Below are 22,794 nucleotides of genomic sequence, written 5' to 3' on the forward strand. Positions count from 1 at the left end.
CTAAGGATACAATAGGGGCTGTTACTGGTTTTAGAGAGTGTTATGGAACAAAGTACTACACAAATTTATAAACGGCTTGTTTCTTACGTTGGCGCCTATAAGACGGTTGCCATCGTCGCGATTATTGGAATGATAGGTTACTCAGGTATGGATGCATTATTCATTCAACTGATGAAGCCGTTTATCGATGAAGGTTTAAATGAGCGTAACAGTCAGGTACTTACTTATGCGCCATTTGTGGTTATTGCGCTGGTTATCGGGCGTGGCGTATTTAACTTTATGTCATCGTACTGTTTAAGCTATGTTGGCTCACAAGTCGTGAGGGCGCTGCGCCAAGAGCTGTTTGAGCATATATTACATTTACCGGTATCGTTTCATGATAAAAATTCGACGGGCGATCTTATTTCAAAAATTACCTTTGATACTGAGCAAGTCCAACAAGCAATTACCAAGGCTTTGCTTATTGTAGTGCGTGAAGGCGCTTTTGTGGTGTTTTTACTCGCTTTGATGTTTTATACCAGTTGGCAACTATCGTTAATCTTTTTAGTGATTATCCCACTGGTAGCCATCATAGTAGCCGTGGTATCTAAACGTTTTCGTCATATCTCGAAAAATATTCAGTCTGCTATGGGACAGGTAACACGTAGCTCAGAGCAAATGCTTAGTGGTCACAAGGTGATCCATGGCTTTGGTGGCCAAACGCAAGAAATTGATCAATTTTCTAAAATTAATAATCATAATCGCCAGCAACGTATCAAAATGGATGCGACTAAGGCGTTAAGTGTCTCTATTATTCAAATTTTAGCCGCCAGTGCAATGGCTGTTATTTTATGGGTTGTCTCTATGCCCTCTATGATAGACAGTATTAGCTCTGGTGATTTTGTAGTGCTTATTTCATCAATGATGATGCTACTGCGCCCACTAAAACAATTGGCTAATGTTAACAGCGATCTACAGCGTGGTATTTCAGCAGCGCAGAGTGTTTTTTTAGTGCTTGATGAAGAAATTGAAAAAGACACGGGTACTTTACCGGTTGATAAGGTAAAAGGGCATATTGAGGTAAAAAACGTGACCTTTAAATACCCAACCAAGGATGAAGCCGTGCTTAACGATTTATCACTGAACATTAAAGCCGGTGAGAGTATTGCGCTTGTTGGCCGTTCTGGCTCGGGTAAATCGACTATTTCTAATTTGTTACCCCGATATTATGACTTAGAAGCGCCAAGCGAAATTTTACTCGATGGTGTTGCTCTTAATGAATATAAGCTTACTGATCTTCGCCGTCAATTTGCGTTAGTGTCGCAACAAGTGGTGCTATTTAATGACACGATTGCCAATAATATTTGTTATGGTTTACAACGCGAAATCTCTATCGAAGAGCTTCACACCGTTGCGAAGCAAGCTCATGTGTGGGAGTTTGTAAAAGACTTACCCGAGCAACTTAATACTATGGTTGGTGAGAACGGGGTAATGCTTTCAGGCGGTCAACGCCAACGTATTGCGATTGCCCGTGCTATTTTAAAAGACGCACCTATTTTAATTTTAGATGAAGCGACCTCGGCCTTGGATACTGAGTCTGAAAAGCTTATTCAACATGCCCTTGATACATTAATGAAAGATAAAACCTCTATTGTTATCGCTCATAGGCTATCGACTATTGAAAATAGTGACCGTATTTATGTGATTGACAACGGTAAAGTGATAGAAAGTGGCACGCATACTCAATTACTGGCTAACGATGGTACCTACTCAGCTCTTTGTAAAATGCAGTTTGGTGAGCAGGGGTGAGTAAAATAGAGCAAAGCTGGTACAAACCTTTTAGCTTAATTACGTTATTGCTATTACCACTGTCCGCTATTTTTGGCTGTATTTCTTTGCTGCGTAAATATTGCTATAAGTTCGGCATTTTTAAATCGTTTATCAGCAAAACACCGGTTATTGTGGTTGGTAATATAAGCGTTGGCGGCAATGGTAAAACCCCATTTGTATTATGGCTGCATGATCACTTAATCGCCCAAGGTTTATCAGTTGGTTTAATTAGTCGCGGCTATGGTGGGAAAGCAGCTCATTACCCATTATTAGTGACTGCCAATACGACTACTTTAGAGGGTGGGGATGAGCCGGTACTTTTATTTAACCGTTTACAATGTCCGTTAGTTGTGGGGCCAAATAGACAGCAAAATATAGAAATGCTCAATAAACATTTCAAGCTTGATGTGATTATTTCAGATGATGGCATGCAGCATTACAAAATGGCGCGCAGTATAGAATGTTGTATTGTTGATAGCGAAAGAAAATTTGGTAATGGCTTTTTAATGCCAGCAGGACCACTTCGTGAAACCGCCTCTCGTTTAAACAGTGTAGATTTAGTGATTGAAAATGGCTCTGAGCATGAATTTAGTTATCGCTTGCAACCATCAGTTATTAAACGTGTTGCCGATAATACTGAGATAACAACGGCTATAAAATCAGCGCATGCGGTGAGTGCAATTGGCAATCCACAACGTTTTGAAGCATCATTAAAAGCGCATGGTATAGAATTGTTGTCAACACATCACTTTCGCGATCATTATGCTTACAGCGCAGATGATTTTGCTCAATTTGGTGATGACTGTATATTAATGACAGAAAAAGATGCGGTTAAGTGCCGTGATTTTGCAAAGCCGAATTGGTATTACTTGCCAGTTGACGCTCAGCCAACTGCAGCAGTAATAAACACATTAAATTTATTATTAAAAGAAAAAGGGATCCATCATGGCCTTTGACACAAAGTTACTCGAAATTATTGCTTGCCCTGTATGTAAAGGTAAGTTGCGCTTTGATAAAGAAAACCAAGAGCTGATCAGCACAGCAGCAAAACTAGCTTACCCAGTACGTGATGATATTCCGGTGCTACTTGAAAATGAAGCCCGTGAATTGTCTCTTGAAGAGGTAGAAAAGTGGAATTCGTAGTTGTTATCCCTGCGCGTTACGCTTCTACGCGTTTACCAGGTAAACCGCTCGCTGATATTTGTGGCAAACCAATGATACAGCATGTGTATGAAAAAGCCTGTTTGTCAGGAGCTAGCAAGGTGGTTATTGCCACCGATCATCAAAAAGTGTTTGATGCTGCTAAACGTTTTACTAGTAACGTTTTGATGACACGTGAAGATCATCAATCAGGTACAGAGCGCTTAGCCGAGGTGGTGGATTTACTTAATTTAGCCGATGACACTATCGTGGTAAATGTACAAGGTGATGAACCTTTGTTATCCCCTGATAACGTATCGCAAGTGGCGACATTATTAGCGCAATCAATTGCACCAATGGCAACCTTAAGTGTTGCTATTGAAGAGCGTGATGAAGTGTTTAATCCTAATGCGGTTAAAGTGGTCAGTGACATTAATAAAAATGCCTTGTACTTTTCAAGAGCGAGTATTCCTTTTGATAGGAGTACCATGATGGCAGAGCAGCAACCGCTGAATTTAGCGCCTTTTCAACGCCACGTGGGTATTTATGCTTACCGTGCAGGATTTATAAAGCAATATATTGAATTAAGTGTTTCACCATTAGAACTACTTGAATCGTTAGAGCAGTTACGCGTGCTATACCATGGTTATGCAATTAAAATAGAGCAAGCATTAGTTACACCTCATGCAGGAGTCGACACACCAGAAGATTTGGCTAAAGTGGTTGCCCATATTCAAAGTAAAAGCGCGTGAACACAACACAAACGCCTGTATTAAAAGTGCAATATACGCATGATGATTTTTACATCATAAATAAACCGCAAGGGCTCAATTTTCACTCTGAGGAAGGTCCCGGTTTTGTGGTACTAGCTGAGCAACAGTTAAACGAAAAATTATTTGCAGTACACCGTTTAGATAAAGTCACCTCTGGGTTGATTATACTCGCGCGAAGCAAAGCGGCAGCAGCTGAATTTACGCAATTATTTACCCAGCATGCGATTAATAAGTTTTATCTAGCGGTCAGTGATACCAAGCCTAAAAAAAAGCAAGGCTGGGTTAAAGGTGATATGGCTAAGTCTCGCCGTGGCACGTATAAATTATTAAACTCACAAAGTAACCCTGCTATTACACGCTTTTATTCGTTTAGCTTTAAAAGCGGTTTTAGAGCTTACTTATTAAAACCATACTCGGGGAAAACCCATCAGCTTAGGGTGGCATTAAAGAGTTTGGGTGCCCCCATAATGGGTGATGCGAGTTATGCAGGGAGCCCTGCAGAGCGTACCTATTTACATGCATTTGCGCTGGATTTTAATTGGAAAGGGCAAAAAATACAACATACCCTGTTGCCACAATCTGGTGAAGAGTATGCGCAATTAATAAAACATCAAGATTTTAATTCTTGGCAAACGCCGTGGAAATTGGATTGGTAAATGAGTGAACAAGTAACTGATATCCGCTTTGGTGGTATTAAACGACTATATGGTCAACAGCAATTTGAGTGGTTACAGCAATCACATTTTTGTGTTGTGGGTATTGGTGGTGTAGGCAGTTGGACTGCTGAAGCACTAGCGCGTACCGGTGTGGGTAAAATCACCTTAATTGATTTAGATGATATTTGCGCAACCAATGTCAATCGTCAAATTCATGCCTTAACAGGTACAATAGGCGAAGCTAAAGTGAATGCCATGAAGGCGCGCTGCGAGCTGATAAACCCTGAGTGTATAGTGAATGTGATTGACGATTTTATTACCCTTGATAATATTCAAGAGCATATTCAAGGCTTTGATTATATAATAGATTGTATAGATGCGGTAAAAGAAAAAGCGGCGTTAATCGCGCACTGTAAGCGTAATAAATTGCCTATAATTACCACGGGCGGTGCAGGTGGGCAAACCGATCCGAGTCAAATTACTTTTGGTGATGTGGCAAAAACCACTCAAGATCCATTACTTGCAAAAGTACGTTATATTTTGCGTAAGCAATATAATTTTAGCTCTAACCCAAAACGTAAATTTAATATTGACTGTGTATATTCAACAGAGCAGCTTGTTTATCCAGGTAGCGATGGCAATGTGTGTCATGCGAAACAAAATGCAGATGGCAGTATGAATATGGACTGTAATAATGGCTTTGGATCAGTGACGATGATCACTGGAAGTTTTGGATTCTTTGTTGCCGCTAAAGCAGTGAGAAAATATTTAGATAAGCATGCACGTTTAAATATTTAACTACAATCTGCTTATTATACTGTTATAAAAAGCGCTTAACGCGCTTTTTGTTTGGCTAAGGTTTGTATTTTTTCAACCATGGCTTTTACTCCATTGCCGCGAGAAGCGCTTAAGTGGCTAATTAAGCCAAGTTTTTCAAATTCTTCATAGGCATTAACGTTTAACACCTCTTCTGGTGTTAAACCGTTATACAGGGCTAAAATTAACGCCAATAAGCCTTTCACTATGCGCGTATCAGAATCACCAATCACAACCAACGCATTCTCGGTTAGGTCAAATTCAACAAACATCCACACTTTACTCTCACAGCCTTGCACGAGCGCATCGTCGGTTTTTAATATATCGGCAAGTGGTGGGAGTGTTTTGCCAAGTAACATAATTTCACGGTATTTCTGTTGCCAGCTTGCACTGCTTTCAATGTTTTTACTTACCCGTTGGTATGTCTGAGTCATTATTTATCCAAATTAGTCTAATAAAGCGATGCATTCTTTAAGCGCAGTAATAAATTGGTCTACATCTTTAGTCGTATTATAAAATGCAAAACTCGCTCTGAGTGAGCCATTTAGTTTTAAATGGGTCATTAATGGTTGGGTACAATGATGACCACTTCGCACTGCAATACCATAGCCGTCAAGTAAAGTTGCCAGATCATACGGATGCTCATTTTTATAATTAAAGCACAGTGTACCAATGTTCGATTTTAGGTCGCTATAGATACTAATACCGTCTATTTGATTCAGTGCGTTCGCTGCATAAATAAACAACTGTTGTTCATAGTGCTTTAATGTTTGCTGATCAAGTGACATTAAATACTCAAGCGCCGCACCAAAGCCTAAAACACCGGCTATATTCGGTGTTCCTGCTTCAAACTTAGCGGGAGCGTCACGATAAGTGCTTTGCGTTAGGGTCACTTTTTCAATCATTTCACCGCCTGTTTGGTAAGGCGATAATGCATTAAGTGCGCTGTAGCGGCCATATAAACCGCCTAATCCTGTTGGCCCCAACATTTTGTGAGCTGAAAACACGTAAAAATCACAATCAAGCTTTATTAAATTAGGTCTTAAATGAAGGGCGCCTTGTGCGCCATCGACTAAAGTTAACGCATCTACTGCCTTCGCAGCGGTTATCAGCGGAGTTAAATCGGTAATATTGCCCAGCGCATTAGAGGCTTGTGTAATAGCTAGCAGCGCAGGCTTGGTAAGTTTAATTACGTCACAACACTGGCTAATATCAAAGGTGGCATCGTCATTGAGTGGCAGCACTTTTAAGGTTGCTCCAGTGTATGCCGCAAGTTCTTGCCATGGCACAATATTCGCGTGATGCTCGATTGGGCTAATTAAAATGGTGTCGTCAGTTGTTAATGTATTTCTTAGGCCATGTGCAACTAAGTTAATCGCCTCAGTAGCGCCTTTAGTCCAAACAATTTCATTACCGCTTACCTGAAAATAATCAGCAACGCGTTGACGTACTAGCTCATAAGCCGTTGTAGCTTGCTCACTAAGGGTATGACGGCCGCGATGAACATTTGCATTCTGATAGGTGTAAAACTCGTTAGTAGCGTCAATCACGCATTGTGGCTTTTGTGTTGTTGCTGCCGAGTCTAAATAAACCAAAGGGTAGCCATTGATTGTCTGATTTAGGGTAGGGAAATCATTACGGATTGTTTTAGGATCAAACGAGGACACAGACATAGGCTCATAAAGTTAATCAATTTGGGCAGGAATTGTAATCGGTTTAAGATAATTCTCAAGTAACGTGTAATAAAAAAGGCCGCAAAAGCGGCCTTTTAAACTAACTTTAAAGCTTAGCGCTTGTCAGTTGCTTTGTAATCACGGGCTGTTTCACCTGTGTAAAGCTGACGTGGGCGGCTGATCTTGTGGCCAGGTTGAGAAAGCATCTCGTCCCAGTGTGAGATCCAACCTACAGTACGTGCCATTGCAAAAATTACAGTGAACATGCTAGTAGGAATACCAATCGCTTTTAAGATAATACCTGAGTAGAAATCTACGTTAGGGTATAGTTTCTTCTCAACAAAGTATGGGTCTTCAAGTGCAATTTGCTCAAGCTTCATAGCAATATCAAGCAATGGATCTTGAATGTTTAGCTCTGCTAATACTTCATGACACGTTTGACGCATTACGGTTGCACGTGGGTCGAAGTTTTTGTAAACACGGTGTCCAAAGCCCATAAGACGGAACGGATCCGCTTTATCTTTTGCTTTTGCTACGTATTCGTCAATACGATCAACTGAGCCAATTTCTTCTAACATGTTTAAACATGCTTCGTTAGCACCGCCGTGAGCAGGGCCCCAAAGAGATGCAATACCCGCAGCAATACATGCATAAGGGTTAGCACCAGAAGAACCTGCTAAACGTACTGTTGACGTTGAAGCATTCTGTTCGTGGTCAGCATGAAGCATAAAGATTTTATCCATTGCTTTAGCTGTTACTGGGTTTACTTTGTATTCTTCAGCAGGAACAGAGAACATCATGTGTAAGAAGTTTTCTGCATAGCTCAGATCATTGCGTGGGTATACAAACGGTTGACCGATGTTTGTTTTGTATGCCATTGCTGCAATTGTTGGTAACTTAGCAACTAATTTAATAGCGCTTGTTTTACGTTGAACTGCGTCAGTGATATCAAGATCTTCATGATAAAAAGAAGATAAAGCACCAACAACACCACATAGCATTGCCATTGGGTGAGCATCAAAACGGAAACCTTGGAAGAAGTTTGCGATTTTCTCATCTAGCATAGTGCTACGAGTGATTTTTGTAGCAAAATCATCGTATTGCTCTTTAGTTGGTAACTCACCGTTTAAAAGTAAGTAACATAACTCAATGTAGTTAGAGCTTTCTGCTAACTGCTCGATTGGGTAACCACGGTGTAGTAAAACACCTTTACCACCATCGATGTAAGTGATGGTAGATTCACAAGAACCAGTCGACATGAAACCTGGGTCATAAGTAAAGTGACCATGTGAGCCGAGTGTACGTACATCAATTACATCTTGGCCAGCAGTACCTTGATAAATTGGAAGTTCGATTGGATCTAGCCCATCAATATGGACTGTGGCTTTCTTATCTGCCATCTATGTATCTCCTATTAAGATAACTATTCTGATTTTTTATATTCTAAAATCTATTCTAAGCACATCTTTACATTTTAACGTGAAAGAGGGGTATAAAGTCAATTTTTATAAGTATTATGCACATATGTATAATAAATATTCGGTATAGATTGAATATTATACCATTGGCTAATTCGCAAACGTCTCAAAGTAAACAAGAATTGTAAAAGAGTCTCCGGCTATATATACTATCGGAGGTTTTTAACCAATTAGTATTTGGGTAAACTTTTTTTTACATAATATTTTTCATAAAAAGTGAACTTTATTGGTATTAATACGTTTATTTTGATAGTTCCACCAGAAACACTTGGTGGGTTTTAGAAAAACAAGTAGATGAGCCCCACTGCGGGCAAGATGGGCAAGTAACTGTGAAAAAGCAAAGACCTGTAAATCTAGATCTAACAACTATATCTATGCCGGCAACGGCTAAAGCTTCAATTTTTCACCGCGTCACCGGTGTTGCATTATTTTTTGCTTTAACGTTTGTCATTTGGGCTTGGTCAGAGTCTCTTTCTTCAGCTGAAGGTTTTGAATTCGTCAAGGGTCTGTTTAACGGATTCATTGCCAAATTTATAGCTTGGGGCACCCTTTCTGTATTGGGTTATCACCTTATTGGTGGTATCCGTCATATTATTATGGACATGGGGCATTGGGAAGAACTTGAATCAGGCAACACTAGCGCTAAAATTGCGATGGCACTTGGCGTTGTGTTTGCTGTATTGGCAGGGGTGTGGATATGGTCTTAAATCAAGCAACTCTTAAACGTGATGGCGTACAAGATTATGTATCTTTACGCACAACGGCATTAATAATCAGTGCGTATGCAATTTTTATTATCGGCTATTTTTTAGCGATGCCAGAAGTCACATATGACGCCTGGACAGGCCTATTCTCTAACCTAGCAATGAAAGGGGCGACATTAATTACCCTAGTTTGCATTATGGTTCATACCCGTATTGGCCTTTGGCAGGTTCTAACCGACTATGTAAAGGGCGCTAAATTGCGTGCTTTTTTAGGCTTTGTACTAAACCTAATGGCTGTTGCTTACGTAGCTGTAGGTTTAATCGTTTTATGGGGTGTTTAAGTGAAATATTCTGTTCGTGAATTTGACGCCGTAGTAATTGGTGCCGGTGGTGCAGGTATGCGCGCTGCTCTTGCTATTACTGAATCTGGCAAAACATGTGCGCTAATCTCTAAAGTTTTCCCGACACGCTCACACACTGTATCTGCTCAAGGTGGTATTACAGTAGCGCTAGGTAATTCGCATGAAGATAACTGGGAATGGCATATGTATGATACCGTTAAAGGCTCCGATTTTATCGGTGACCAAGACGCTATCGAATACATGTGCAATACAGGCCCAGAAGCTATTACTGAATTAGAAAACATGGGTTTACCATTTTCTCGTTTTGAAAATGGCCGTGTTTACCAACGTCCTTTCGGTGGTCAATCGAAAAACTTTGGTGGTGAACAAGCTGCACGTACAGCAGCAGCTGCTGACCGTACTGGTCACGCATTATTACACCTTCTTTATCAACAAAACGTTAAAAACAAAACAAATGTGTTCTCAGAATGGTATGCACTTGATTTAGTTAAAAACGATAATGGCGATGTAGTAGGTTGTACAGCAATTGAAATTGAAACAGGTGAAATCACTTTCTTCAAATCAAAAGCAGTTGTGTTAGCTACTGGTGGTGCAGGTCGTATTTTCGCATCAACAACTAATGCTCACATTAACACTGGTGACGGTGTTGGTATGGCGACTCGTGCTGGTATTTCTATGCAAGACATGGAAATGTGGCAGTTCCATCCGACAGGTATCGCAGGTGCTGGTACGCTAGTAACTGAAGGTTGTCGTGGTGAAGGTGGTTATCTTTTAAATAAAGATGGCGAACGCTTCATGGAGCGCTATGCACCAAATGCTAAAGATTTAGCATCTCGTGACGTTGTTGCTCGTTCAATGATGACAGAAATTCGTGAAGGTCGTGGTTGTGATGGTCCTTGGGGTCCTCACCTTAAGTTGAAACTTGACCACTTAGGCGAAGAAACGCTTAACTTACGCCTTCCTGGTGTATGTGATCTTGCTAAAACATTTGCTCACGTTGATCCTGCAAAAGAACCAATTCCAGTTATCCCAACATGTCACTACATGATGGGTGGTGTACCTACTAACGTAAATGGTCAAGTACTAAATATCGATGCCGCTGGCAACGAAAAAGTAGTTCAAGGTTTATTTGCGGTTGGTGAGATTGCATGTGTATCTGTACACGGTGCTAACCGCCTTGGTGGTAACTCATTACTTGATTTAGTTGTATTTGGTCGTGCTGCTGGTAACTTCCTAGGTAAGTACCTAAATGACGTTGAAATCTCTAAAGCAGCTTCTGAGTCTGATTTAGAAGCGTCTTTAGCTCGATTTAACCGTTGGGAAAGCTCAACAGTTGGTCAAGGCGAAGACCCAGTACAAATCAAGAAAGACCTACAACAGTGTATGCAGCTTAACTTCTCGGTATTCCGTGAAGGTGACTCAATGGCTACGGGTCTTACTGAGCTTAAAGAAATTCGTGAACGTCTACAGCATGCACGTCTTGATGATAAATCATCAGACTTCAACACCATGCGTATTGAATGTTTAGAATTAGACAACTTAATGGAAACAGCTTACTCAACTGCAGTAGCTGCAAACTTCCGTACTGAAAGCCGTGGCGCACACTCTCGCTTTGACTTCCCAGATCGTGATGACGAAAACTGGTTATGTCACTCAGTATTCAATCCGGTAACGGATGAAATGAGCAAGCGTAAAGTAAACTACGAGCCTAAGCTACGTGAAGCTTTCCCACCTAAAGCACGTACCTACTAGGAGCGAGACGATGGCACAAGTACAATTTTCAGTTTATCGTTACAATCCAGATGTTGACAACGCACCTCGTATGCAAGACTACACTTTGCAAACTGAGGAAGGCCAAGACATGATGGTATTGGATGCACTTTTATTATTAAAAGAGCAAGATCCAACTTTATCATTCCGTCGTTCATGCCGTGAAGGTGTGTGTGGTTCAGACGGTGTAAACATGAATGGTAAGAATGGGTTAGCATGTATTACTCCTTTATCTACGCTACAAAAAAATGGCAAAGGTAAAATCGTAGTACGTCCATTACCTGGACTTCCTGTTGTTCGTGACCTTGTTATTGACATGAGTCAGTTCTACACTCAATACGAAAAAGTAAAACCTTATTTAATTAATGACGAGCCTGCTGCAGGCGAACGTCTTCAATCTATTGAAGAGCGTGATAAATTAGATGGGCTTTATGAGTGTATTTTATGTGCATGTTGTTCTACATCGTGTCCTTCTTTCTGGTGGAATCCAGATAAGTTTATAGGTCCAGCAGGCCTTCTTCATGCTTACCGTTTCTTAGCTGATAGCCGAGATACTGCAACAGAAGAGCGTTTAGCCGACTTAGACGATGCATTCAGTGTGTTCCGTTGCCACAGTATCATGAACTGTGTTAGCGTTTGTCCTAAGGGTCTTAACCCGACTAAAGCAATTGGGCAAATAAAATCTATGTTATTAAACCGCTCGGTTTAATTTCTGGTAGACGAAAGATGGCTAATATTTATTAGCCATCTTGTTATATAACTATTAATTTCTGCGCTAAAAAAAAGGGCTTATAAATGCACGAAGGTGTGATGAAGGCATGGCTAGAATCTTCACATTTAAACGGCGGTAACGTTGCTTATGTTGAAGAGCTTTATGAAGCGTATTTAGACGATGCGACTTCGGTGCCAGAAGAATGGCGAGAAGTGTTCGAACAATTACCAAAAGTAGATGGTGTGGATGTTGAAGTAAAACATTCAGAAGTTCGTTCACAATTTGCGGCGCTTGCTAAAAACAAGCATAGAGAAGTAGTGGTAGCAGAGGGCAGCGGCGGTGACCTTAAACAGGTTAAAGTTCTGCAACTTATTAATGCTTTCCGTTTTCGTGGACACCAAAATGCGAACCTAGATCCATTAGGTATTTGGCAACGAGAGCGTGTACGAGATTTAGAGCTAGAGTACCACGACTTATCAAATGCTGACTTTGACCGCGAATTTAACGTAGGATCGTTTGCCGTAGGCCGCGATACTATGCCTTTAGGTGAGTTATACCAAGCACTAAAAACTACATATTGTGGTTCTATTGGCGCCGAGTATATGCACATCACATCAACAGAAGAGAAACGTTGGTTACAACAGCGTTTAGAGTCTGTTCAGTCTAGGCCAAAATTCGATAAAAATGAAAAGCTACGTATCCTAAAAGGATTAACAGCGGCTGATGGTCTTGAAAAATATTTAGGGGCTAAGTTCCCGGGTGCTAAGCGTTTCTCACTTGAAGGTGGTGATGCGTTAGTACCTATGCTTAAAGAGCTTATACACCGCGCGGGTGAAAGTGGCCAAAAAGAAGCCGTAATCGGCATGGCTCACCGCGGTCGTTTAAATGTACTTGTGAACGTGCTTGGTAAAAATCCATCAGAGTTATTTGATGAGTTTGCTGGTAAACACAAAGACACATTAAGCTCGGGTGATGTTAAGTATCACATGGGTTACTCTTCAGATTTCGCGACTAAAGGCGGCAATGTGCATATGGCACTTGCGTTTAATCCATCGCACTTAGAAATCGTAAATCCTGTGGTAATGGGGTCTGTACGCGCACGTCTTGATCGTCTAAACGATAAAACGGGCAGTAAAGCACTTCCTATTACGATTCACGGCGACTCTGCAATTGCAGGTCAGGGTGTTGTACAAGAAACGTTTAACTTATCACAAACTAATGCATTTAGTTGTGGTGGCAGTATTCGTATCGTTGTTAATAACCAAGTTGGTTTTACAACAAGCAAACAAGACGATGTTCGCTCTACTGATTACTGTACTGATATTGCAAAAATGGTCCAGTCACCAATTTTCCACGTAAACTCTGATGATCCTGAAGCGGTTGCGTTTGTTACGCAACTAGCGCTTGATTTTAGAAACCAGTTTAAGCGTGATGTAGTGATTGACCTGGTTTGTTACCGTCGCCATGGTCATAACGAAGCTGATGAGCCAAATGCTACACAGCCTGTTATGTATCAAAAAATTAAAAAGCATCCAGTTCCGCGCTTAATTTATGCCGATCAGTTAATTTCAGAAGGTTCTTTTACAGAAGATGAAGTCAAAGCGCTTGCTGATGATTACCGTAATGGCTTAGATGATGGCAACTGTGTGGTTGAAGAAATTCAACCAGAAACGTCACACTCTTCTGATTGGGCTAAATACGTTGGTCATGATTGGAATGTTGACTACGATGCATCTGTTTCTGTAGAGAAGCTTAAAGAACTTGGTAACATTGTTGCAAGTTACCCTGAAGATCACAAAGCACAGTCACGTGTTAAGAAAATATACGATGATCGTAAAGCAATGGCAGCCGGTGAAAAACCACTTGATTGGGGTATGGCAGAAACTTTAGCGTATGCAACTATTGCTGCTGAAGGCACGGATATTCGCCTAACAGGTCAAGATTCTGGCCGTGGTACCTTCTTCCATCGCCATGCCGTTGTTCATGGCCAAAAAGACGGTGCAACGTACTTGCCGCTACAAAACATCAGTGAAGATCAAGGTACATTTGAAGTATTTGATTCGGTTTTATCTGAAGAAGCGGTATTAGCATTTGAATATGGTTATGCAACTGCAGAGCCGACTTCACTTGTTCTGTGGGAAGCGCAATTTGGTGATTTCGCCAATGGTGCACAGGTTGTATTCGACCAGTTCTTAAGTTCAGGCGAGCAAAAGTGGGGCCGTCTATGTGGCCTAACGTGTTTATTGCCACATGGTTATGAAGGCCAAGGTCCTGAGCATAGCTCTGCGCGTCTTGAGCGCTTTTTACAGCTTTGTGCTGATCATAATATGCAAGTGTGTGTACCATCAACACCGGCACAAGTTTATGCGATGCTTCGTCGTCAATCGGTAAGACCTCTTCGTCGTCCACTGATTGTTATGACGCCAAAATCATTGCTACGTCACCCATTAGCTACATCATCACTTGAAGAGCTTTCTGAGGGTGTATTCCACAATGTGATCGATGAAATTGATGATATTGATGCGAAGAAAGTAGAACGCGTTGTATTTTGTAGTGGTAAAGTTTACTACGAATTATTACAAGAGCGTCGTAAGCTTGAGCAAGACAACATTGCTATTGTTCGTGTTGAACAGCTATACCCGTTCCCACATGACGAAATGAAGACGATTATAGAACGTTATCAGCATGTTAAAGATTTTGTATGGTGTCAGGAAGAGCCACAAAACCAAGGCGCTTGGTATTGTTCTCAACATCACTTTATTGATGCAATTCCACAAGATGCAAAATTAAAATATGCTGGCCGTAAAGCTTCAGCATCACCTGCATGTGGTTATATGTCGGTACATACTAAAGAACAACAAGCGCTCGTTGCCGACGCGCTTACTATAGAAAAGAAAGGATAAGCAATGAGCACAGAAATTAAAGTTCCTGTTCTTCCTGAGTCGGTTGCAGATGCTTCCGTTGCTACATGGCATGTTAGTGTTGGCGACAAAGTAAGCCGTGACCAAAACTTAGTAGATATTGAAACAGACAAAGTGGTTTTAGAAGTGGTTGCACAAAATGATGGTGTAATCACTGAAATTTCACAAGAAGAAGGTGCTACGGTACTTGGCGACCAAGTGATCGGTTTAATTGGCGATGCAGATGAAGCACCGGCAACTAAAGAGTCAAAACAAGATGACTCAGCATCAGATGAATCAGAAGACGCGCCAGCGGCGCAATCAGCACCAGCATCAGAAGGTAAAGAAGTGGATATTAAAGTACCTGTACTTCCAGAATCAGTTGCAGATGCAACAATTGCTACTTGGCATGTTCAACCAGGCGACGCCGTAACACGCGACCAAAACTTGGTAGATATTGAAACAGATAAAGTTGTACTTGAAGTTGTTGCCCAAGCAGACGGCGTAATGGGTGAAATAATCCATGACGAAGGCGATACTGTTCTTGGTGAGCAAGTTATTGGTAAAGTAAAAGCAGGTGCTGCTCCAGCTAAATCAGAAGCTAAAGCGGATGCACCAGTAGCCAAAGAAGAAAGCTCAAGCGACAGTTCAGATGTGTTAACACCGTCAGTTCGTCGTTTAATTGCTGAGAAAGGCCTTGATGCTTCTAAAATCAAGGGTACTGGTAAGAATGGCCGTGTAACTAAAGAAGATGTCGACACTTTCTTAAAAGCACCTGCACAATCAGCTAAGAAAGCAGAAGCTGCACCAGCTGCACCAATGGGTGACCGTACTCAAAAACGTGTGCCTATGACACGATTACGTAAAACCATTGCTAATCGTCTTCTTGAAGCGAAAAATTCAACAGCTATGTTAACTACGTTTAACGAAGTTAACATGAAGCCAATTATGGATCTTCGTAAGCAGTACCAAGAAGTATTTGAGAAGCGCCATGGTATCCGTTTAGGTTTCATGTCTTTCTACGTGAAAGCGGTAACTGAAGCGTTAAAGCGTTTCCCAGATGTAAACGCATCAATTGATGGCGATGATATTGTTTACCACAACTATTTCGACATCAGTATTGCTGTTTCTACGCCACGTGGTCTAGTAACGCCAGTACTTAAAGACTGTGACAAATTATCAGTTGCAGAAATCGAAAAAGGTATTCGTGAACTAGCGCTTAAAGGTCGTGATGGCAAGCTAACACTTGACGATATGACTGGTGGTAATTTCACTATTACTAACGGTGGTGTATTCGGTTCATTACTATCAACACCAATCATTAACTTACCACAGTCTTCAATCTTAGGTATGCACAAAATCCAAGATCGTCCTATGGCTGTTAATGGTAAAGTTGAAATCTTACCTATGATGTATTTAGCGTTATCTTATGATCATCGCCAAATCGATGGTAAAGAATCAGTTGGTTTCCTAGTGACAATTAAAGAGTTACTAGAAGATCCAACACGTTTACTGCTGGATGTTTAATTAAGTAGTATAAAATATAAGCTGTGAGTTAAAATCACAGCTTTTTTTTTGCGCCTATGGTCACACTGGGGTTTTCATGAAGCGCCATGAGATCTATACTAGGCGCGCAATTTGGGATAGTTGTTTATTTGCATAAATATTCAGCTCTTTTAATATAAAAAATTGGATAAAGCATCATGAATTTGCATGAGTATCAGGCAAAACAACTTTTTGCCGAATATGGTTTACCAGTTTCTCAAGGTTTCGCTTGCGATACACCTGAAGAAGCTGCAGCAGCTGCTGAAAAAATTGGCGGCGATATGTGGGTTGTTAAAACTCAGGTTCACGCAGGTGGACGTGGTAAAGCTGGCGGTGTAAAGCTAGTTAAAACTATCGACGAAGTTAAAGCGTTTGCAGCTAACTGGTTAGGTAAAAACCTAGTTACTTACCAAACAGACGAGAAAGGCCAGCCAGTTGCTAAAATTTTAGTAGAAAGCTGTACAGACATCGCTAACGAACTGTACCTAGGTGCTGTTGTTGACCGTGCTTCTCGTAAAGTTGTGTTCATGGCGTCTACTGAAGGCGGCGTTGAAATTGAAACGGTTGCTGAAGAAACACCAGAACTTATCCACAAAGCTGAGATTGATCCTTTAGTAGGTCCTCAAGCTTACCAAGCTCGTGAGCTTGGTTTTAAATTGGGTCTTAACCCTACACAAATGAAGCAGTTCGTTAAGATCTTTATGGGTCTTGGCAACATGTTCAACGATTTCGATTTCGCATTACTTGAAATCAACCCACTAGTAATCACAGATGAAGGTAACCTTCACTGTCTAGATGGTAAAATCGGTATCGATGGTAATGCACTTTACCGTCAACCTAAAATCCGTGAAATGCACGATCCATCTCAAGAAGATGCACGTGAAGCTCACGCAGCAAGCTTCGAGCTTAACTACGTAGCCCTAGATGGTAACGTAGGTTGTATGGTTAACGGTGCAGGCCTAGCAATGGGTACTATGGACATCGTAAACCTACACGGTGGCAAGCCAGCTAACTTCCTAGATGTTGGTGGCGGCGCGACTAAAGAACGTGTTTCTGAAGCATTCAAAATCATCCTTTCAGATGACAACGTTAAAGCTGTTTTAGTTAACATCTTCGGCGGAATCGTTCGTTGTGACATGATTGCTGAAGGCATCATTGGCGCAGTTAAAGAAGTAGGTGTAACAGTTCCAGTAGTTGTACGTTTAGAAGGTACTAATGCTGAATTAGGCCGTGAAGTACTTGCTAAGTCTGATCTTAACATCATCGCTGCTGAATCATTAACAGACGCGGCTGAAAAAGTTGTTGCTGCTGCGGAGGGCAAATAATGTCTGTATTAATCAATAAAGATACAAAAGTTATCTGTCAAGGTTTCACTGGTGGTCAAGGTACTTTCCACTCAGAGCAAGCGCTTGAGTACGGTACACAAATGGTTGGTGGTGTAAGCCCAGGTAAAGGCGGTCAAACGCACCTTGGTCTTCCTGTATTTAACACAGTACGTGACGCTGTAGAAGCAACAGGTGCAACTGCATCTGTGATTTATGTACCAGCACCTTTCTGTAAAGATGCAATCTTAGAAGCTATCGATGCAGGTATCGAGCTTATTGTTTGTATCACTGAAGGTATTCCTACACTTGATATGGTTGACGTTAAAGTTAAACTAGATCAAACAGGTACTCGTATGATCGGTCCTAACTGTCCAGGTGTTATCACTCCTGGTGAGACTAAGATTGGTATCATGCCTGGTCACATCCACAAGCCTGGTAAAGTAGGTATTGTTTCTCGCTCTGGTACTTTAACGTACGAAGCAGTTAAGCAAACTACAGACGCTGGTTTTGGTCAGTCTTCTTGTGTTGGTATTGGTGGTGATCCAATTCCTGGTACTAACTTTATCGACGTTCTAGAATTGTTCGAAAAAGATCCACAAACTGAAGCAATCGTAATGATTGGTGAAATTGGTGGTACTGCAGAAGAAGAAGCTGCAGAGTACATCAAAGCTAACGTAACTAAACCTGTTGTTTCTTACATTGCTGGTGTTACTGCACCAGAAGGTAAGCGTATGGGTCACGCTGGCGCAATCATCGCTGGTGGTAAAGGTACTGCTGATGAGAAATTTGCTGCATTAGAAGCTGCGGGCGTAAAAACTGTACGTTCACTTGCTGATATTGGTAAAGCACTTAAAGAGAAAACAGGCTGGTAATCAGCGTTTATTCTTTAAAAAAGGCTCGCAATTGCGAGCCTTTTTGTTATTTATAGCAAGAGCATATAGCCCTTAATTTTAAAACGGGTAACTTATATGCTGAAAAAAGCGTACAGCTAAATCTTGGCGTTGTTTATTAATTGCTAACTCATCACATAAGCCATGAATAGTTTTTTCTACTTGGTTCATAAAGCGACCATAGCCAATTTCATGTTTATTATGCTCAGCTGCCACAATGACAAAATGCAGTGTTTCGACTAATTTATCGGCTTCAAAAAAGACTTTCATTTGTGGCGCTGAATCTTCTATATCAAAACTAATTTTTTGTAGCTCTTCATTTCCCTCATTTCGATCTACTTGGCTGTTGCGAATTATTGGCATTGCGCCATTAGCAACCATCGCAGCGTGCGTGAGTTTATTATCTTCACATAACTGGGTAAATAGTTTTGAAAAGTGAGAGTAGAATGGCTGGTAAGTTTGGCTGTTAATTTCACTTTGAAACTGCGTTTTAATATTACGTGTTACCGGTACCGAGAAGGTGACATAGGTCATTTCTGCATGTGTACTTGGTATCTCGCATTGTCTTGATTGATAACGAGGGTACAAACTTCTTAATTTATAACCGTAACTTTCTTTATTGCCTTTTTCTTTAGCGAATAAATCATAGGTTAAATGCTGATGATCACGTAATTTAAAGCTAGGTTGGTCTACAAATAATTGCTGTTGTAAAAGATCCAATACTTTTTGTACATTGTTATGAAATTGTGCGGAGTGAGCACGAATATCATCCCCAGTGGCTAAAAACAGTAAGCGAATCTTTTTGCTTTGCTGATCTTCGGTGTAATGAAGTTTATGTGCTTCATGGTAACGAGGATTATAAAAAAATAACATTTGCTTATCGGTTTCAAGTTGATAAGACTCATCATGAAATCGCACGACCGGTAGTTTATCATTGGCGAGTAAATGCACATTGTGAAGTTCATATTCATCACAAGCGGCAAATAGTTGGCGAGCAATACGCTGATAACACGAATTTATATTACTAAAGCTCTTATAAAAGTCATCGTTTGGCGTGATTTCAGCTAATAAATAATGGTTTGCTCTAGCATTGCTTGGGATATAAACACGGTGTTGATTTAATGAAGCCATCTTTCGTTCCTGTAAGTTGGGTTTATTTTATACTATAGAATGCTTTGATGACTTAAATATTGCGCTAAAACAAATTTTGTTCATAAACTATCCCTTATTAAACAAACTTTGTTAATTACCAGCATAAACCCGTATCTATTACTGTATGTTACGCTTGGTTTTTGTAATAATGCATTAGTTTTGTTATCACGCAATATACAGAGGTTTATACTCCTATGGCGGAAATCGAGAATCGCCCAAGTAACTTTATTAGAACCCGAATTGATGAAGATTTAGCAAGTGGAAAACATGCAACAACGCATACCCGTTTTCCACCAGAACCAAATGGCTTTTTACATATTGGCCATGCAAAATCAATTTGCCTAAATTTTGGTATCGCCAAAGACTATAACGGTTTATGTAACCTTCGTTTTGACGATACAAACCCAGAAAAAGAAGATATCAACTACGTTAATTCAATTAAAGAAGACGTACAGTGGTTAGGGTTTAATTGGGATGGTGAGATTAAATATTCGTCAAACTATTTTGATGTGCTTTACGGCTATGCAGTTGAGCTAATTGAAAAAGGTTTAGCGTATGTGTGTTTTTTAACTGCCGATCAAGCTCGTGAATACCGTGGCACATTAAAAGAGCCAGGTAAAAATAGTCCTTATCGCGATACCTCGGTTGAAGAAAACCTCGCATTATTTGAAAAGATGCGCAACGGTGAATTCAAAGAAGGCGAGTGTGTATTGCGCGCAAAAATTGATATGGCCAGCTCATTCATGGTGTTGCGCGATCCAATTATTTACCGCGTTCGTTTTGCTCATCACCACCAAACAGCGGATAAGTGGTGCATTTACCCAATGTACGACTTCACGCATTGTATTTCGGATGCCCTTGAAGGTATTACACATTCATTATGTACCTTAGAGTTCCAAGATAACCGTCGTCTTTACGACTGGGTACTTGATAACATCAGCCTTGAATGCCATCCACAGCAAATTGAGTTTTCACGCTTAAATCTTGAATACACAATTATGTCAAAGCGAAAGCTCAATGACTTAGTGGTAAATAACAAGGTAGAAGGGTGGGACGACCCACGTATGCCAACGATTGCAGGTCTTCGTCGTCGTGGTTATACACCGGCTTCAATTCGTGAGTTTTGTTTACGTATTGGTATTACTAAACAAGAAAATATGGTTGAAATGGGTATGCTTGAAGCGTGTATCCGTGATGACTTAAACGAAAATGCACCGCGTGCTATGGCTGTACTTGATCCGGTTAAAATCGTGATTGAGAATTATCAAGCCGACACCGTTGAAACATTGTCTGTTGCTAATCACCCAAATAAAGAAGAAATGGGTCGCCGTGACGTGCCTTTTACTCGTGAAATTTTTATTGAACGTGAAGATTTCCGCGAAGAAGCAAACAATAAATTTAAACGTTTAGTACTTGATAAAGAAGTACGCTTACGTGGCGCTTATGTAATTAAAGCCGAGCGTGTTGAAAAAGACGATAACGGTGAAATTACCACTATTTACTGTACTTACGATCCTGAAACATTGGGTAAAAACCCAAGCGATGGGCGTAAAGTAAAAGGGGTGATCCATTGGGTATCTGCACCAGAATCGGTAACAGCAGAAGTACGTTTATATGACCGTCTGTTTAGTGTGCCTAATCCTGCAGCAGCAGAAGATTTTGAAAGCACATTAAACCCAGAGTCATTAGTTGTTATTACTAATGCAAAACTAGAACCTTCATTGGCAAATTCACAGCCTGCGCAAGGTTTCCAGTTTGAGCGTACCGGCTATTTTTCACGTGATACTAAATCAGAGAACGTGGTATTTAACCAAACTGTAGGTCTGCGTGACTCATGGGCTAAAATAGAACAGAAGTAATTCTGCTCTATTTTAGATACAAAAAAACCTGCTTAAAGCAGGTTTTTTTATGCAATTAATAATATTAACTATTGTTTTGTGCAAACGCCTTACATGCGTCTTTATCTTCACACTCGCCGTACAGGTAAAGAGAGTGGTTAGTTAACTTAATACCGTTTTCATCAGCAATCTCGAGTTGACGACGTTCAATTAAGTCATCTTCAAACTCAACAACTTTGCCACATTTTAAACATACTAAATGGTCATGGTGAGTACTACCAGAAAGTTCAAATACAGACTTACCACCTTCAAAATGATGACGACTTACAATACCCGCATCATCAAATTGGTTTAAAACACGGTAAACAGTCGCAAGACCAATTTCTTCGCCTAGATCTAATAAAACCTTGTAAACATCTTCAGCGCTTATGTGTTGGTTATCTGGAGATTGAAGAATCTCTAAAATTTTAATACGCGGTAAAGTTACCTTTAGCCCGGCTTTTTTAAGTTCCAAGTTATGATCAGTCATTAAATCTGTCTCAATTTTATTTAGTTATACTAGACATCTTGCAAGATGTACTCGTCACAATAACAGTTAGGATAACGTGCCTTAGCAGGAAGTGCAAAGAACAATTGATCTATATCAATATTAACGCGGAAAATGCTAACTGTTTGATAATATTTTAAACAGTTAGCATAAAAAAGGGGGGATTAATCTGCTAACTCACTTAAGCACATTTCATCATATACTTGAGCACACCATTGTTTAACGCGTTGCTCTGTTAGTTCCGGCTGACGGTCTTCATCAATACCTAAGCCTACAAAGTGCTTGTCATCAGCCATACCTTTTGATGCTTCAAAATCATAGCTGTCTGTTGGCCAATGTCCAACAACAATAGCACCACGCTCTGTTACGATATCGTTGATCATACCCATAGCGTCTAAGAAGTATTCTGCATAGTCTTCTTGGTCGCCACAGCCAAAAATAGCTACTAGCTTACCTTCAAAGCTTACTTCTTCAAGCTCAGGAAAAAAGTCATCCCAATCACACTGCGCTTCGCCATAGTACCAAGTTGGAATACCGAATAAGATCAGATCAAATTCAGCAATCTCTTCTTTAGAGCTTTTTGCAATGTCATGCACAGCAACGAGCTTTTTACCCAATTCTTTTTGGATCATTTTTGCTACGTGTTCTGTGTTACCTGTGTCACTTCCGAAAAAAATGCCTACACTTGCCATGGATTTAAACCT

21 protein-coding genes are annotated in these 22,794 nt (G+C 40.6%); 15 read left to right on the forward strand and 6 right to left on the reverse strand.

Translation table 11 applies throughout. The features are described 5' to 3' along the window. Positions 1-42 precede the first annotated feature (42 nt). From msbA to tcdA, 6 genes are read left to right on the forward strand one after another with little or no spacing between them, the layout of a single operon-like run. A complete protein-coding gene (msbA, locus tag BW139_RS03240) occupies positions 43-1,788 on the forward strand; it encodes a lipid A export permease/ATP-binding protein MsbA (protein ID WP_076918657.1) in 1,746 nt (581 codons plus the stop codon). Continuing rightward, positions 1,785-2,765, forward strand: coding sequence for a tetraacyldisaccharide 4'-kinase (gene lpxK / locus BW139_RS03245; RefSeq protein WP_076918658.1), 981 nt, complete (start codon positions 1,785-1,787; stop codon positions 2,763-2,765). The genes msbA and lpxK overlap by 4 nt, the downstream gene beginning before the upstream one ends. Next, entirely contained in the window at positions 2,755-2,952 is a 198-nt protein-coding gene (locus BW139_RS03250; protein ID WP_008112074.1) for a Trm112 family protein, read from the forward strand. The genes lpxK and BW139_RS03250 overlap by 11 nt, the downstream gene beginning before the upstream one ends. Further along, a complete protein-coding gene (gene kdsB, locus BW139_RS03255) occupies positions 2,940-3,701 on the forward strand; it encodes a 3-deoxy-manno-octulosonate cytidylyltransferase (RefSeq protein ID WP_008112075.1) in 762 nt (253 codons plus the stop codon). The genes BW139_RS03250 and kdsB overlap by 13 nt, the downstream gene beginning before the upstream one ends. After that, the gene (locus BW139_RS03260; protein WP_076918659.1) at positions 3,698-4,378 is read left to right on the forward strand and encodes a TIGR01621 family pseudouridine synthase; all 681 of its coding nucleotides are present in this window, start codon (positions 3,698-3,700) and stop codon (positions 4,376-4,378) included. The genes kdsB and BW139_RS03260 overlap by 4 nt, the downstream gene beginning before the upstream one ends. After that, complete coding sequence (tcdA, locus tag BW139_RS03265) at positions 4,379-5,176, forward strand: tRNA cyclic N6-threonylcarbamoyladenosine(37) synthase TcdA (RefSeq protein ID WP_076918660.1); 798 nt, start codon at positions 4,379-4,381, stop codon at positions 5,174-5,176. Between the two features lie 35 nt (positions 5,177-5,211). Here tcdA and BW139_RS03270 read toward each other — a convergent pair whose 3' ends face one another. From BW139_RS03270 to BW139_RS03280, 3 genes are all read right to left on the reverse strand, one after another. After that, positions 5,212-5,628, reverse strand: a complete 417-nt coding sequence (locus BW139_RS03270; protein WP_008112079.1) for a SufE family protein — start codon at positions 5,626-5,628, stop codon at positions 5,212-5,214. 12 nt (positions 5,629-5,640) lie between these two features. Continuing rightward, a complete protein-coding gene (locus tag BW139_RS03275) occupies positions 5,641-6,867 on the reverse strand; it encodes an aminotransferase class V-fold PLP-dependent enzyme (protein ID WP_076918661.1) in 1,227 nt (408 codons plus the stop codon). A 113-nt stretch (positions 6,868-6,980) separates the two neighbouring features. Beyond that, positions 6,981-8,267, reverse strand: a complete 1,287-nt coding sequence (locus BW139_RS03280) for a citrate synthase (protein WP_008112082.1) — start codon at positions 8,265-8,267, stop codon at positions 6,981-6,983. 407 nt (positions 8,268-8,674) lie between these two features. Here BW139_RS03280 and sdhC point away from each other — a divergent pair, with 407 nt between their 5' ends. The 8 genes from sdhC to sucD all read left to right on the forward strand — a co-directional run bounded on the left by sdhC (position 8,675) and on the right by sucD (position 18,535). Continuing rightward, the gene (gene sdhC / locus BW139_RS03285; protein WP_010390126.1) at positions 8,675-9,052 is read left to right on the forward strand and encodes a succinate dehydrogenase, cytochrome b556 subunit; all 378 of its coding nucleotides are present in this window, start codon (positions 8,675-8,677) and stop codon (positions 9,050-9,052) included. Further along, positions 9,043-9,390, forward strand: coding sequence for a succinate dehydrogenase, hydrophobic membrane anchor protein (sdhD, locus tag BW139_RS03290; protein ID WP_076918662.1), 348 nt, complete (start codon positions 9,043-9,045; stop codon positions 9,388-9,390). The genes sdhC and sdhD overlap by 10 nt, the downstream gene beginning before the upstream one ends. Next, a complete protein-coding gene (sdhA, locus tag BW139_RS03295; RefSeq protein WP_008112088.1) occupies positions 9,391-11,163 on the forward strand; it encodes a succinate dehydrogenase flavoprotein subunit in 1,773 nt (590 codons plus the stop codon). A 10-nt stretch (positions 11,164-11,173) separates the two neighbouring features. Then, complete coding sequence (locus tag BW139_RS03300) at positions 11,174-11,890, forward strand: succinate dehydrogenase iron-sulfur subunit (protein ID WP_008112091.1); 717 nt, start codon at positions 11,174-11,176, stop codon at positions 11,888-11,890. 86 nt (positions 11,891-11,976) lie between these two features. Next, positions 11,977-14,796: a 2-oxoglutarate dehydrogenase E1 component gene (gene sucA / locus BW139_RS03305; RefSeq protein WP_008112092.1), complete on the forward strand. Its 2,820-nt coding sequence runs from the start codon at positions 11,977-11,979 to the stop codon at positions 14,794-14,796. A gap of 3 nt (positions 14,797-14,799) precedes the next feature. Next, on the forward strand, positions 14,800-16,320 hold the full coding sequence (odhB, locus tag BW139_RS03310; protein WP_076918663.1) for a 2-oxoglutarate dehydrogenase complex dihydrolipoyllysine-residue succinyltransferase: 1,521 nt from the start codon (positions 14,800-14,802) through the stop codon (positions 16,318-16,320). Between the two features lie 176 nt (positions 16,321-16,496). Beyond that, positions 16,497-17,663 carry an ADP-forming succinate--CoA ligase subunit beta gene (sucC, locus tag BW139_RS03315; RefSeq protein WP_008464053.1) on the forward strand — a complete coding sequence of 389 codons (1,167 nt, stop codon included), beginning with the start codon at positions 16,497-16,499 and terminating at the stop codon, positions 17,661-17,663. Then, a complete protein-coding gene (gene sucD / locus BW139_RS03320; protein ID WP_010390118.1) occupies positions 17,663-18,535 on the forward strand; it encodes a succinate--CoA ligase subunit alpha in 873 nt (290 codons plus the stop codon). The genes sucC and sucD overlap by 1 nt, the downstream gene beginning before the upstream one ends. Before the next feature lie 78 nt (positions 18,536-18,613). Here sucD and BW139_RS03325 read toward each other — a convergent pair whose 3' ends face one another. Beyond that, on the reverse strand, positions 18,614-19,684 hold the full coding sequence (locus BW139_RS03325; protein WP_076918664.1) for a DUF3083 family protein: 1,071 nt from the start codon (positions 19,682-19,684) through the stop codon (positions 18,614-18,616). A gap of 215 nt (positions 19,685-19,899) precedes the next feature. On the opposite strand from BW139_RS03325, the gene glnS reads away from it, so the two are divergent. Beyond that, entirely contained in the window at positions 19,900-21,564 is a 1,665-nt protein-coding gene (glnS, locus tag BW139_RS03330) for a glutamine--tRNA ligase (protein ID WP_008112102.1), read from the forward strand. 64 nt (positions 21,565-21,628) lie between these two features. Here glnS and fur read toward each other — a convergent pair whose 3' ends face one another. Both fur and fldA read right to left on the reverse strand, forming a co-directional pair. After that, positions 21,629-22,072: a ferric iron uptake transcriptional regulator gene (gene fur / locus BW139_RS03335; RefSeq protein ID WP_008113768.1), complete on the reverse strand. Its 444-nt coding sequence runs from the start codon at positions 22,070-22,072 to the stop codon at positions 21,629-21,631. Between the two features lie 182 nt (positions 22,073-22,254). After that, the gene (fldA, locus tag BW139_RS03340; RefSeq protein ID WP_008113772.1) at positions 22,255-22,782 is read right to left on the reverse strand and encodes a flavodoxin FldA; all 528 of its coding nucleotides are present in this window, start codon (positions 22,780-22,782) and stop codon (positions 22,255-22,257) included. Positions 22,783-22,794: the final 12 nt, after the last annotated feature.

The organism is Pseudoalteromonas sp. SK18 (assembly GCF_001974855.1).
Lineage (GTDB): Bacteria > Pseudomonadota > Gammaproteobacteria > Enterobacterales > Alteromonadaceae > Pseudoalteromonas.

What these genes read in the sequence shown, in the direction of transcription:
- msbA (WP_076918657.1), top strand. Translation starts at nt 43, where the DNA reads ATGGAACAAAGTACTACACAAATTTATAAACGGCTTGTTTCTTACGTT.
- BW139_RS03250 (WP_008112074.1), top strand. Translation starts at nt 2,755, where the DNA reads ATGGCCTTTGACACAAAGTTACTCGAAATTATTGCTTGCCCTGTATGT.
- tcdA (WP_076918660.1), top strand. Translation starts at nt 4,379, where the DNA reads ATGAGTGAACAAGTAACTGATATCCGCTTTGGTGGTATTAAACGACTA.
- BW139_RS03270 (WP_008112079.1), bottom strand. Translation starts at nt 5,628, where the DNA reads ATGACTCAGACATACCAACGGGTAAGTAAAAACATTGAAAGCAGTGCA.
- BW139_RS03275 (WP_076918661.1), bottom strand. Translation starts at nt 6,867, where the DNA reads ATGTCTGTGTCCTCGTTTGATCCTAAAACAATCCGTAATGATTTCCCT.
- BW139_RS03280 (WP_008112082.1), bottom strand. Translation starts at nt 8,267, where the DNA reads ATGGCAGATAAGAAAGCCACAGTCCATATTGATGGGCTAGATCCAATC.
- sdhD (WP_076918662.1), top strand. Translation starts at nt 9,043, where the DNA reads ATGGTCTTAAATCAAGCAACTCTTAAACGTGATGGCGTACAAGATTAT.
- BW139_RS03300 (WP_008112091.1), top strand. Translation starts at nt 11,174, where the DNA reads ATGGCACAAGTACAATTTTCAGTTTATCGTTACAATCCAGATGTTGAC.
- sucA (WP_008112092.1), top strand. Translation starts at nt 11,977, where the DNA reads ATGCACGAAGGTGTGATGAAGGCATGGCTAGAATCTTCACATTTAAAC.
- odhB (WP_076918663.1), top strand. Translation starts at nt 14,800, where the DNA reads ATGAGCACAGAAATTAAAGTTCCTGTTCTTCCTGAGTCGGTTGCAGAT.
- sucC (WP_008464053.1), top strand. Translation starts at nt 16,497, where the DNA reads ATGAATTTGCATGAGTATCAGGCAAAACAACTTTTTGCCGAATATGGT.
- sucD (WP_010390118.1), top strand. Translation starts at nt 17,663, where the DNA reads ATGTCTGTATTAATCAATAAAGATACAAAAGTTATCTGTCAAGGTTTC.
- BW139_RS03325 (WP_076918664.1), bottom strand. Translation starts at nt 19,684, where the DNA reads ATGGCTTCATTAAATCAACACCGTGTTTATATCCCAAGCAATGCTAGA.
- glnS (WP_008112102.1), top strand. Translation starts at nt 19,900, where the DNA reads ATGGCGGAAATCGAGAATCGCCCAAGTAACTTTATTAGAACCCGAATT.
- fur (WP_008113768.1), bottom strand. Translation starts at nt 22,072, where the DNA reads ATGACTGATCATAACTTGGAACTTAAAAAAGCCGGGCTAAAGGTAACT.
- fldA (WP_008113772.1), bottom strand. Translation starts at nt 22,782, where the DNA reads ATGGCAAGTGTAGGCATTTTTTTCGGAAGTGACACAGGTAACACAGAA.